Below are 11,436 nucleotides of genomic sequence, written 5' to 3' on the forward strand. Positions count from 1 at the left end.
AAGAATCACCCAGGGAGACCTGTCCATCCAGTGTCCATGTGCCAGAAAACACAACGTCCGGTACCCGGAGGTGCTGCCAGAGTGCCGCCCATGAAGGCCCTTTGGGCAACGTTGCCCTTCCTGCCCCTGCTTCTGACGGCGGCGCCGCGCAGCTTCCTGGCCCACGACGAGGGCTACTACGCCCTGCAGGCCCGCTGGATCGCCCAGAGCGGCCAGTGGCTGGCTCCCCCTTGGTGGGACCAGGTGGTGTTCGATCGCACCATCGGCCTGCCCTGGCTGATCGCCGCGGCCTACCGGCTGTTGGGGGTGGGCCCCTGGGTGGCCCATGTGCCGTCGTTGGTCGCCGCCGTGGCCTCCCTGCTGCTCACGGCGGCCCTCGCCAGGCGCCTGCTGGGAGGTGAAGGAGTCGGCTGGCTCGCCGCGGCCGTGCTGGCGCTCACCCCCCTGTGGCTCGACTACGCCCACCTGGCCAGCCAGGACATGCCGCTGCTGGCCCTGGAGCTGCTGGGCCTGCTGGCGCTGCTGCGGGCCGGCGACACCCCACAAAGGCACTGGACGCTACTGGCTGGCGCCTGGATCGGTCCGGCTGTCCTGATCAAGGGCTTCATGGTGGCGCTTCCCGTGCTGGCCCTGCTGCCCTTTGCCCTGCTGGAGCGGCGGCCCGTGCTGCGGCGACCCGCCTTCTGGCTCGGCCTCGCCCTCGGCTGGCTGCCGGTGGCGCTCTGGCTGGGCCTGAGCCTGCGGGAGCTTGGCCTGCCGGTGGTGGCGGGGCTGTGGCAGAAGCTGCACTACCTCTCGCAGAGCGATGTCTACAGCGCCGGTCCGCTCTATTACCTGTGGAACCTGCCGGCCAATACCTTTCCGTGGTGTCTGTTCGCCCTGGCGGGCTGGCGTGGCTGGCTGGGCACAGCGATGGACCGATCCAGGCGTCTGCTGTTGCTCCTCTATCCCCTGCTGATGCTGCTCCTGCTCAGCGCCTTCCGCACCAAGACCCCGTATTACGGACTTCAGCTCACCCCCTTTGTCGCCCTGGCGGCCACCGCCGGCCTGCGCTCCTGGAGCAGCGGAGGCCACAGGAGCGCCCGCTGGGCCAGCCTGGGCCTCGGTGGCCTGGGAATGGTCCTGCTGCTGGCGGCGGCGGTGGTGCTCTCGCCTGGGGCGCCGGCCGGACGTCTTGTCGCCAATGGGGTGGCCAGCCTCGCGCCGACACCAGAACAGTTCGCCCTGGCGGCGGGAGGCCTGGGCCTGGCCTGGGCCCTGGTGCCCTGGTGCCGCTCCAGCTCCCGCCGGCTGGGGGCCCTGCTGATCGGTCCCTGGCTGGCCCTGGTCCTGCTGGTGCAGGCCGGCCTGTTCACCGACAGAAGCCCCCTGCAGCGGCAGGCGCTGGCGCGCCCTGAGGCGGCGATGGCGCTGGCCGCCGGGCCCATCGCCGCCGCGGCCGGCGCCCCCCTCAGCGGTGAGGAGCACGCGGGGCTGATCCTGGTGGCCCTGGCCAGCCCCAGCCTGATACCCCGCATCGGAGCGGCGGAGCGGGTCCCCGCAGGGGAGCGGGTGTGGATCCGGCGCCAGGAGCTGCCGACCGGATGGCCCGTGCGGCTGCAGGCCCCCGAACTGGAGCCCTGGGTGCTGGCCGAAGCCTCAGGAGCGGGCCGATGAGGCTGGCGCGGAACCGGGACGGTTGGGTCCTGCTGGGGTTGTGGTTGGCGGGTGTTCTCCTGGATGTTTTGTGGCTGCAGCGCCACACCCAGCCGCCGGCCTGGGACCAGGGGGAACATCTCAGCCGCGCCCTGGGGGTCTGGCAGGTGCTGGGTGAGGCCGCGCCCTTCGACCCCTCCTGGTGGCAGCGGCTCTGGGCCGAGACCCCCACCTACCGGGGACCCTTCACCTATCTGGTGACGGCACCGGTGTTCAGCCTGCTCGGGCCCGGTTATGGCAGTGCGATTCTCTCCAACAGCCTGTTCCAGGCGCTGCTGCTGGGGAGCCTGTACGGCCTGGGTCGCCTGGCCCACAGCCGGGCCGCTGGCCTCTGGGCCGCCTTTCTCTGCGGCGTCTCCCCGGCCCTGCTCAACCAGCGCAGCGACTACCTGATCGATTTCAGCCTGACGGCCGTGCTCACAGCCACCTGGTGGCTGCTGAGCGTGCGGGTGCTGGCCCGCCCCCGGCACCCGTGGCTCTGGAGTCTGGGGGGCGGCCTGGGGCTCGGGGCGGTCGTTCTGACCCGTCCGACCGGCCTGGTGATGCTGTGGCTGCCCCTGCTGGCGCTGGCCTGGATGGCCCTGGCGGCCCTGGTCCAGCGGGGCCGACCGGCCCGCCTGGGCGAGTCGCTGCTGGCGCTGGCTGCGGCGACGGCCGTGGCCTGGCCCTGGTGGAGCCAGAACTGGCTGACGATCCTCTCCACCGTCAACAAGGCCCGCCAGTGGGGGGTGCTGTATCAGGACGGGCTGGAGGCCAACACCCTGGCGGGCTGGCTGTTCTATCCCCGCCTGCTGCCCACGATGGCCGGGGCCGCCCTGGTGGCGGTGGTGGTGGCGGGAGGGTTGCTGAGCAGGTCGCTCCGCCGCAGCCCGCCACCCTCCCGGTGGCCGAAGCAGCGCCTCGCCTGGTGGCTGAGCTTTCCGCTTGGGGGCCTGCTGCTGGCCACCTTGATGAGCACCAAGGACTTCCGCTTCGTGCTGCCCCTGGTTCCCCAGCTGTGCCTCGGCCTGGGGATCCTTTTGGCCTCGGCCGCCGGTCGCTGGACGACCGGCTGGCGGCTGGCGGTGGTGGGAATCGGGGTGTGGGGCGCCCTGGCCAGCCAATTCGCCCTGGCGGCCAACCCCACCGGATTCCCGCCGCGGCCCCCCATCGCCGGTCCCCCCTGGCCCCTGGAGGCGATCGTTTCCACGATCCGGCAGCGCAGCCCGGAGCAGCTCTCCACCCTGGCGGTGCTGCCCGACAGCCAGGGGCTCAACGCCTTCAACCTCGACGCCGAAGGTCGCCGTCAGAAGTTTCGCGTTGCCGCCCGCCAGACCGTGGCTCCCGTTGACCAGCTTGACGGGGACCTGGCCGGCTTCGACTGGTTCCTGCTCAAGGGGGGCGACCAGGGGGTGATGAGCGACGACCGCCAGGCCGCCCTCGATGGGATGGTGCGCCGTTCGCCGGCGTTCCAGGCCGCCGGGAGCTGGCCGCTGCCCGACGGCAGCAGCGCCGAGCTCTTCGAGCGGCGGCAGCTCAGCCTGGAGATGACCCCGGTGGCCTGCGGGGCGGATCCCAGCCTTCAGCTGGACCTCAGCGTCGAACCCTCCTCCCCCCTGCGTCCGGGCAGCGAGGCGGTGCTGGTGAGCCGCCTGCGGGGGCCGGCGGCCGAGCTGCGGGACGGCCTGCTGCTGCTCGACTGGCGACCGGAAACCGCCGGCGCTGGCCTGCCGAGCTGGCGCCATGACCGCGGCATCGGCCAGGGGATGCTGCGCGTCGATTCTTCCGCCTGCCTGGAGGTCCGCGAACGCCTGGCCCTGGTGGTGCCGGCCGGGCTGCCCGACGGGACCTACCAGCTGCGGGCCCGCGCCCTTGACCGCCAAGGGCAGCCGCTGGCCCTGCGACGTTCACCGCTCCCGCTGACGGTGGCGGCCGATGGCGGCGGCGGAGACAGTGGGGCGCCCCCGAACCGCATCGACCAGCTGCTCGCGCTGGGGAGACTGCTCCGCGAGGGCGAGCTGGATCTGCTGTTCCGGCAGGTGGGACAGATCAACCAGCGCGATCCCCAGCAGACCTACCTGGCCCAGGGGGAGCGGCTGCTGCGGGCCCGGCTCCAGGAGACTCCCCCCGACGCCGGTGGGGGGGATCTTGAGGACCTCTATGGTCTGGCCCTGGCCCAGGCGCTGCAGCGGCACGCCGATGGGGCCGTCGACACCCTGCAGCGCATCGTGTCCCTCGAACCCAGCAATCCCCATGCCCTGATGGCCCTCGGCTTCGTCCAGCTCTACCGCTTCCACCCTGGCCAGGCCCAGGTGGCGCTCGATGCCGCCGCCCGGCTGGACCCCGGCAATCGCACCCTGCGGACACTGCGGGCTGTGGCCAGCGGCCTGCGGCTGGATGTGGCCGGCACCCTGGCGCTGCTGCGATGAACGGCACTCTTCAGCCCGAGGCCCTGCAACGGTTCCACCGACGCAACCGGGCCTACTACGAGGACCTGAACCGGCTGCATCAGCTGCTGGTCGCACCGGGCCTAAGGGTGCTCGAGATCGGTTGCGGCCTGGGCGATCTGCTGGCCGCCACCCACCCGAGCCACGGGGCTGGCATCGAGCGCGACCCCGCCATCGCCGCCGCCGCCCGGGCGGCCCATCCCAACCTGCGGATCGTCTGCGCCGAAGCGGCGGCCATCACCCCGGAGGCGATCGGAGAGAGCGAGCCGTTCGATGTGATCCTGCTGGCCAACACCCTCAACACCCTCGAAGACGTGCAAGGGGTGATCGAGCGGCTGGCGGCGTTCTGCCATGACCGCACCCGGCTGGTAGTGAGTTTCCACAACTGGCTGTGGCAGCCCCTGCTGAAGACGGCGGAAACCCTGGGTCTTCGCCAGCCCCAGCCGCCCGAGAGCTGGCTCACCCCCAGGGACGTGCAGAACCTGCTCGACCTGGCCGGCTGGGAGGTGCTCAAGCAGGGGCACCGCTGCCTGCTGCCGCGCCAGATTCCCGTGCTCGGCCCCCTGGCCAACCGCTGGCTGAGCCAGCTGCCTGTGCTCGAACAGTTCGGGCTCACCCACTGGCTCGTGGCCCGTCCCGCCACCCCGGCCCAGCGCCGGCCCAGCGTCAGCGTGGTGATCCCGGCCCGCAACGAGGCGGGCAACATCGCCGCCGCCATCGACCGCATGCCCCTGCTGGGATCGGCCACCGAGGTGCTGTTCGTGGAGGGTCATTCCTCCGATGACACCTGGGCGGAGATCGAGCGGGTCTGCGCTGCGTACTGCGGCCCACTGCAGCTGCGGGCCCTGCGCCAGAGCGGCCGCGGCAAGGCGGACGCCGTCTGGTTGGGCTTCGATCAGGCCGAGGGGGACGTGCTGATGATCCTGGATGCGGATCTCACCGTGCGTCCCGAAGACCTGCCGCGGTTCTACAAGGCCCTGGCCGAGGGCCGGGGGGAGTTCGTCAACGGCTGCCGACTGGTGTATCCCCGCACCTGCGCCGCCATGCCGCCACTGAACACGGCCGCCAACCGTTTCTTCGCCGCGGCCTTCTCCTGGCTGCTGCGCCAGCGGCTGAAGGACACCCTCTGCGGCACCAAAGTGATCTGGAAGGCCGACTACGAGCGCCTCAAGGCCGGGCGCGCCTACTTCGGCGACTTCGACCCTTTCGGCGATTTCGACCTGCTCTTCGGTGCCTCCAAGCTGAACCTCAAAATCGTGGAGGTGCCGGTGCGGTACCAGGAACGCAGTTACGGCAGCTCCAACATCGCCCACGTGAAGGAGGGACTGATCCTGGCGCGGATGTGCCTCTACGCGGCCCAGAAGCTGCGTTTCACGCCGTGAGCGCCCAGGAGTGCGCCCCAAGTCCCCGTCGCCACCACAGGTGTCGCCGTCGCCGCTGATGAAAAAGCGCTGGTTTCTTGGCCTGGTGGCGACCCTGGTGCTCTACCTGGGGCTCAGTTTCTGGTTCGGCTTCGCCAACGTGATGCGCTCCCTGTCGGCGCTGCCCTGGTGGTGCTGGGTCGTGGTGCCGGCGCTGGTGGTCCTGGGCTATCTGCTGCTGTTCCAGCGCTGGCAGTTCTATCTGCGGCAGCTGGGACACCCCCTGCCCTGGCGTCCCAGCGGCCAGATCTATGCCGCCGGCCTCTCGCTGGTGGCCGCGCCAGGTCGCAGCGGTGAGGCCCTGCGCGGGCTGTGGCTGCAGCGGCGCCACGGCATCCCGATGCAGGTCGGCGTCGGGGTGACCCTGGCGGAGCGGGTGACGGACCTGGCCGGGGCCCTGCTGGTGCTCGCCTGGGGGCTCGGGGGCCGCGTCCTACCGGCCCTGCTGGCTGGCGGGGGGACCCTGGCCATCGGCGCCTGGCTGCTAACCCACCCGGCGGCCCTGCGGCGCCTGGAGGCGTTCCTCGATCGGCTGCCGGCCCACCGGCGCTGGCGCGGACTGACCCGGCTGCTGCGGGAAGCCCTCGGGGCAGTGAGCCGGCTGCGCCGGCTGCTGCGGCCCTGGCCGCTGCTGGTGGGCACCGCCCTGGCCGCACTGGTGTGGCTGATCGAGGCGGCGGCGCTGATGGGCCTCTTTCTGACGCTGGGGGATCCCTTGGCCCTCACCCAGGCTGCCGTGATCCGCACGGCCATGGCCCTCGGTGGCGTCCTCTCCTTCCTGCCGGCGGGCGTCGGCACTGCAGAGGCCACGGCCATCGGCCTGGCGGTGGCCTTCGGTGTCGATCGGTCGGCGGCGCTGGCGGTCACCCTGGTGCTGCGGGTGTGCACTGTGCTGCTTCCCACCGCAGTGGGATTGCTGGTGCTGGCCCGCCACAGGGACGGTGGCGAGGGGGTGGGCGCTTGATCGAGGCGATTCGCTCTCCGGACTCCAAGGCCAGAGGCCGCGCTCCCGCCTCGCCCAGCGGCTACCGGCCCGAAATCGACGGCCTGCGGGCCCTGGCCGTGGTGGCGGTGATCCTCAACCACATCGATGAACGGCTCCTGCCCAGCGGCTATCTGGGGGTGGACGTCTTCTTCGTGATCTCGGGCTTCGTGATCACCGCCTCCCTGACCCGCCGCCCGGCCCGCTCCCTGGCCGATCTGCTGCTCGACTTCTACAGCCGCCGGCTGAAACGGCTCGTGCCGGCGCTGCTGCTCTTCGTGGTGGTGGTGGGTGTGCTGTCCTGCCTGGTGATCCCGCGCCCCCATACGGCCCTGCGCACGGGGATCAGCGCCCTGTTCGGGTTCTCCAACGTCTACCTGCATGGGCAGGCCACCGACTACTTCGGCACCGCCACCAAACTCAACCCCTTCACCCACACCTGGTCGCTGGGGGTGGAGGAGCAGGTCTACCTCTTGTTCCCCCTTGTGGCCTGGCTGACGGGCTTCGCCCGCCCAGGAGCCGGTGGCCAACGGAACCTGTTCGCCGTCATGGGAGTGGCTTCGCTCGCTTCTCTGATCACCTTCGTTCAGCTCTACCCCAGCCAGCAGGCGGCCGCCTACTTCCTGATGCCGCCACGGCTCTGGGAGATGGGGGCCGGCTGCATGCTGTTCTGCGCCGGCGGCGTCTGGCCGGCGGCGGCCCGGGGGCTTGGCCGCGTGCCGCCTTTGGCGCCGGCCCTGGGCCTGGTGGGCGTGATGCTGCTGCCCCTGAGCTGGGCGATCCCGGCCACGGCCGCCGCCGTTGGCTTCACCACGGCGCTGATCGGCAGCCTGAGGGAGGGCACCGCCGCCTATCGCCTGTTCACCCTGCCGGCCCTGGTGGCCGTAGGTCTGATCTCCTATTCCCTCTACCTCTGGCACTGGGGCGTGCTGTCCCTAAGCCGCTGGACCATCGGCCTGCACTGGTGGTCGCTGCCATTCCAGGTCGCCCTGATCGTGATTCTTTCGCTGGCCTCCTACCGCTGGGTGGAGCAGCCCCTGAGGCAGGCCTCCTGGGCGCCTCGGCGGGGGGGAACAATCGCCATCGGGGTGGGCAGCCTGGCGGCCGGGGCGGGCCTGCTGATCGGGGTCGACAACCTGCCCCCGTTCAGCCTCTACGCCGGACGCAACCCGATCCCGGCGGGCATGGGGGTGGAATCGCTGGTCGATCCCTATCGGGTGGCCGGCGCCGCCGGGACCTGGCAAGGCGCACCCTGCGTCCTGGCCAAGGAGGCTGATGCGGACAAAACCATCCCCCTCGAGGCCTGCACCCTCGGGGACTTCGCCACGGCCCGCCATCGGGTGCTGGTGGTCGGCAATTCCTTCTCGGCCTCCTTCGCCGAAGCCTTCGACGACCTGGTGGCCAAAGACAACTTCGCCGTGACGATCACCTCGGCCTGGGCCGCCTCGCCGGTGGCCAACTTCGCCACCGTGGGCGGCGGTGGCCCTTTCGCCGCCATCAATCGGGCCTACTGGAACCGGGTGGTGCCGGAACTGGTCGACCGGCTCTCCCCGGGCGACTGGGTCTTCCTGGTCAACGACATGGTGATGTTCTCGCCGCCCAGCCAAGGGCCTGGCAACCGGCTGATCCTGCAGACCCTCAGGGTCGGCCTCACCGACTTCTCGGCCAGCCTGGCGCGGCGCGGTGTGCGCCTCGCGGTGCTCAACGGGCTGCCCTTCGCGCGGGAGGCGAACTGCCATCCGGCCAGCGCCTTGCCCCAGTGGTTCTCGCCCTTCGGGGGTCCCTGTCTGATGCCGGGCCGGACGGAGTCCCTGCGCCGCCGCCAGCCTCTGGACGACCTGCTGACGCAGCTGGATAACCAGGGAACGCTGCAGGTGGTCGATCTGTTCGACCTCTTCTGCCCCGAAGGGGCCTGCACTTACCGCTCCAAGGGTGGGGCGATTCTCTACCGGGACGAGCATTCCCATCCTTCGAAGCCAGCGGTGCGGCTCGCCGCCCAGGAGATTCGCCGGGTGCTGACGTCGGCGCCGAAAGCGCAAAGCCCGCCATAAACGCTGCGGGTTAGTGACGACCATTTGTACCGTCCATTAACGATGCCCCCGAAACCAAAATCTCCAGATGAACCTGGGGACAACGGTTTCGGGGGCTCTCGCCGGGTCCGCTCTGGCGCGGAACCGATGGATCAGGAGTCAGCAGCCGTGATCAGCCGGCATTCTCCGCGATCAGCAGACCCTGGATGGGACAACTTGGGGGCATGGACACCTCCTCCTGTGGGTTGGATGCCAGCCGGCGACGCCTTCGGGACGGCTTGGAAACGGTTTTCGGGGAAACCCCGAAACCGAAGCCTTGAGCCGTCACCACGCCACTGCTGACAGGACCCAGTGACTGTAACGACTTTTTGAACCTTGCCGCAGGCAACTCCTGCGGGGAGGTTCGGATGGCCTGGCAACACCCTGGCCAGAGAGATCTGCGTAGGAGAATTCTGGTACATCAGTACCTTCTTGGCACGCCACGACATCTGCGCCTTCACGGGTGGGCGGCATGGCAGAGGAATCGAAAGACATCAGTGCAAAGCTTTGACACTCATGTCAGGTAGGTTTCAGATCTCGTGGGGTGCCCCACCAGTCTCCCGGCTTTGATGATGCCACCCGCCCTTACGTCCTTGGCCAGTCAACTGGCCGTCATTACTGTCTTCATACTCTTCAGTTTTGGACTGCTCGCAGCAACAAGGCTGAAGACGGGTGCCAGAGGCAGCACCAATAGCCAAAGCCGGAAGGTCCCAGAGGAGCGCAATGACGGCCTTGACCTTCTGGCCGGCCTCATCGCTTTTGGCGTGGTCTGCAACATCCTACTGATCCTGCCAGGGCTGATTGAACGTCTCACCGGATCGGGCGAACAGCCGATCCTGATGCTGCATCGATTCTGCAGCGGCCTCTCCACGGCAGCCGTGCTGGTGGTGGCGCTGCTCGGATTCCTGGCCCTGATGCAAAGCAATCACTGGCCTGTGCCGAAGCCATTGCGTTCCATAACATCGCCTCTGGCCTCACGCTTCGGGACCGATGCCATCAACCCAATCAATGATGCCAGCCTGCGTGTGCTGTTCTTTGTGCCAGCCGTCTACCTTCTCTCCGTTCCCTACTTAGGACTGCAATATGATACTGGCCTTTATCATTTGCCGTCCGTACTTCATTTCCAAGCCTTCGGCCCTGAACTTGGACTGGCCAACTTTCATTTCAGCTTTGGATTTTTCAACCTGCAGCAGTTCGCCCAGGTCTCACTGCAGAATCTGAGCCCTTCAAGATTCATTCTCTCCCCGTCACTCAACCTCATTTTCCTGGAAGCCTTCATCCTCACGGTCGTCTCAAGCCTGGCATCAATTCAAAAGCCAGAGAAACCAAATGGATCGAGACAGACAACAACAAGGGCCCTGCTCTATCTTGCCACAGGCCTCCTCTTTGGGATTCAATCACTGAACTCACTGGTGTCATTTGATGCGGATTTTGCGGTATCAATGACAACGCTGATGCTGGTCTACATCGTCTACTTCTGCGGCCCTGGCCTGCGACGTGATCAGGCTCTGGCTCTTTCCCTTTTTCTGCCGCTGCTGAAGCTCTCAGGAGCCTTGGGCCTTGCCCTGATTCTCTTGCTGGAGTTGCTGCATCAGAGGCCCGCGATCAAGAACTATCGCCTGCGAGGAGCCTTTCGCGTCGTCGGCCTAGCGCTGCGCACTCTCAAAATGAAAAGCACCTTGGCAGGCGCCACCCTGTTGGCCTACGCAGGCATGCTGGCGACGAACCTGATCACGTCCGGATATCTTCTCTTCCCCCTTCCCATGACTGGACCGTGGGGAGAACAGGCTGTTCCCTTGGCCTCAACCAAGTTCATCAGAAGTGCACTGGTCACAAATTATGCTCGTTTCGATGACAACATATCGCTGTCGGCAAGCGTGTATCCGAAACATCTGACGCTATCCGATTGGCTGCCAAGATTTCTATCTACATCCAGAGGGCAGCTGATGACGTTCTGGATCGTTTCCGCCTTGGTCCTATTTCTCGTCCTCGCTGCAATGACGATCGCAAGCAGGCGAAAGATTCGTGAACAAAAGTTGATGCATCTCAGTGCCTGCCTCCTACCTGTGACGGTACTGGCGCTGTTGGCATTACCTCCCAATCCACGGTTCTTTCCTTGGATTGGCTCTCTGATCGGCTTTGAGTTCACCGAGCTGGTGATTTTCTATCCACTGATTTCCTTGCTGACATCCACCCTACTGATGTCATTGCTGAGCGTGCGCTTACAGCGATCGCTTCTCAAGGCGACCGGTCCTGAACAGTACTCCATCAGGTCGCTTTCGAAAAATCAACTTTATGGTTGGCACTCAAGACACGAATCTGCTGCTGACTCCAAGGGAATTCAGGTCCGCTCTCCCAAAAAAGACAAATGCTGGTCGATTCAGCCTCCATGCACCCCCTACCTTCCATCCGCTGAAGGAAAATCCAAAAAGACGACAATGAACTGACCACCTGCATGGGCAAACCCAGCGAGCGGGCGAAATGGCCGCAGCCTTCAGAGGCGCATTGAACACAAAAAAGTGCCCTTGCTAAGGGCACTAAGTGTACTCAGAAGTGAGAAAGGAAAGATCTGCGATCAGAGCGCGTTGCCGCGGGGCAGAACCTCTTCAGGGAAGATGAAGTTTTCGTGCGGCTGGTCGGCGGGGGCCATCCAGGCACGCAGACCTTCGTTGAGCAGGATGTTCTTGGTGTAGAACGTTTCAAATTCAGGATCCTCCGCGGCGCGGATCTCCTGGCTCACAAAGTCATAGGCCCGCAGGTTGAGGGCCAGACCGATGATGCCGATGCTGCTGGTCCACAGACCCATCACCGGCACGAACAGCATGAAGAAGTGCAGCCAGCGC

Annotated in this window: 6 protein-coding genes and 1 pseudogene; 6 read left to right on the forward strand and 1 reads right to left on the reverse strand. The window is 67.2% G+C overall.

What is annotated here, in order from left to right; translation table 11 throughout:
- The first annotated feature begins 90 nt into the window (after positions 1 to 90).
- From KQ305_RS14260 to KQ305_RS14285, 6 genes are all read left to right on the forward strand, one after another.
- Positions 91 to 1,656: a glycosyltransferase family 39 protein gene (locus KQ305_RS14260; RefSeq protein ID WP_259726064.1), complete on the forward strand. Its 1,566-nt coding sequence runs from the start codon at positions 91 to 93 to the stop codon at positions 1,654 to 1,656.
- A complete protein-coding gene (locus tag KQ305_RS14265; RefSeq protein ID WP_259726065.1) occupies positions 1,653 to 4,103 on the forward strand; it encodes a hypothetical protein in 2,451 nt (816 codons plus the stop codon). Before KQ305_RS14260 ends, KQ305_RS14265 begins: the two co-directional genes overlap by 4 nt.
- Positions 4,100 to 5,503 (forward strand): glycosyltransferase, encoded by a 1,404-nt coding sequence (locus KQ305_RS14270; RefSeq protein WP_259726066.1) that lies wholly within the window; start codon positions 4,100 to 4,102, stop codon positions 5,501 to 5,503. Before KQ305_RS14265 ends, KQ305_RS14270 begins: the two co-directional genes overlap by 4 nt.
- Before the next feature lie 58 nt (positions 5,504 to 5,561).
- On the forward strand, positions 5,562 to 6,506 hold the full coding sequence (locus tag KQ305_RS14275) for a lysylphosphatidylglycerol synthase transmembrane domain-containing protein (RefSeq protein ID WP_259726067.1): 945 nt from the start codon (positions 5,562 to 5,564) through the stop codon (positions 6,504 to 6,506).
- A complete protein-coding gene (locus KQ305_RS14280; RefSeq protein ID WP_259726068.1) occupies positions 6,503 to 8,575 on the forward strand; it encodes an acyltransferase family protein in 2,073 nt (690 codons plus the stop codon). Before KQ305_RS14275 ends, KQ305_RS14280 begins: the two co-directional genes overlap by 4 nt.
- Before the next feature lie 611 nt (positions 8,576 to 9,186).
- Positions 9,187 to 11,040: a hypothetical protein gene (locus tag KQ305_RS14285; protein WP_259726069.1), complete on the forward strand. Its 1,854-nt coding sequence runs from the start codon at positions 9,187 to 9,189 to the stop codon at positions 11,038 to 11,040.
- A 128-nt stretch (positions 11,041 to 11,168) separates the two neighbouring features.
- Here KQ305_RS14285 and KQ305_RS14290 read toward each other — a convergent pair.
- A pseudogene (locus tag KQ305_RS14290) lies at positions 11,169 to 11,436 on the reverse strand (photosystem II D2 protein (photosystem q(a) protein)); the annotation flags it as partial.

The sequence above is a fragment of the Synechococcus sp. CS-1332 genome, from assembly GCF_025127995.1.
Classification (GTDB): Bacteria; Cyanobacteriota; Cyanobacteriia; order PCC-6307; family Cyanobiaceae; genus Cyanobium.

What these genes read in the sequence shown, in the direction of transcription:
- KQ305_RS14260 (WP_259726064.1), top strand. Translation starts at nt 91, where the DNA reads ATGAAGGCCCTTTGGGCAACGTTGCCCTTCCTGCCCCTGCTTCTGACG.
- KQ305_RS14270 (WP_259726066.1), top strand. Translation starts at nt 4,100, where the DNA reads ATGAACGGCACTCTTCAGCCCGAGGCCCTGCAACGGTTCCACCGACGC.
- KQ305_RS14265 (WP_259726065.1), top strand. Translation starts at nt 1,653, where the DNA reads ATGAGGCTGGCGCGGAACCGGGACGGTTGGGTCCTGCTGGGGTTGTGG.
- KQ305_RS14275 (WP_259726067.1), top strand. Translation starts at nt 5,562, where the DNA reads ATGAAAAAGCGCTGGTTTCTTGGCCTGGTGGCGACCCTGGTGCTCTAC.